Annotated in this window: 1 protein-coding gene; it reads right to left on the bottom strand. The window is 67.9% G+C overall.

The window, feature by feature from the left end:
- Positions 1 to 623, bottom strand: a 623-nt coding sequence (locus STSP_RS06275; RefSeq protein ID WP_067273214.1) for an ABC transporter permease, incomplete at both ends; no start/stop codon positions are given.

The raw sequence follows: 623 nt of genomic DNA on the forward strand, positions 1-623 counted from the left end.
CTGACCGCGGTCACGCTGGGGTCGATCTCGAAGGTGAGGGAGTTGTAGACCTGCACCGGCAGGGTGACGGTGTCGACGGAGGAGAGGAACTGGGAGATGTAGAACTCGTCGAAGCTGGTGATGAAGGAGAAGATCGCTGCCGCGATCATTCCCGGCGCGGCGAGGGGGAAGGTGATCTTCCGGGCGATGGTCAGGCGGCCGGCGCCCATGCTGGCGGCTGCGTCCTCCAGCCGTTCGTCGATGCCGCGCAGGGTCGCGATCAGGATCAGCACCGCGATCGGCGCGGCCAGCACGGTGTGGCCAAGAGCGATGGCGATCGGGCTGCCCAGCATCGCGGCGGGCTCGAAGAGCAGGAACAGGCCCAGCGCGGTGACGATCTGCGGGATGACCAACGGTCCGAGGACCAGGGCGAAGACCGCGGAGCGCAGCGGGAGTTCGCTGCGGACCAGGGCGGTCGCCGCGGTGACGCCGATGATGAGGGAGAAGACGGTGCTCATGGCGGCGACCAGGGCGCTCAGGGAGAGCGCGGCGGGCCATTTGCTGCCGTCGGCGAACAGGGCCTTGTACCAGTTCAGCGTCCACGCGTCCGGGGGGAAGGAGGCGAAGGCGTTGTTGCTGAAGGA

This window comes from Streptomyces jeddahensis (assembly GCF_001642995.1).
Lineage (GTDB): Bacteria > Actinomycetota > Actinomycetes > Streptomycetales > Streptomycetaceae > Streptomyces > Streptomyces jeddahensis.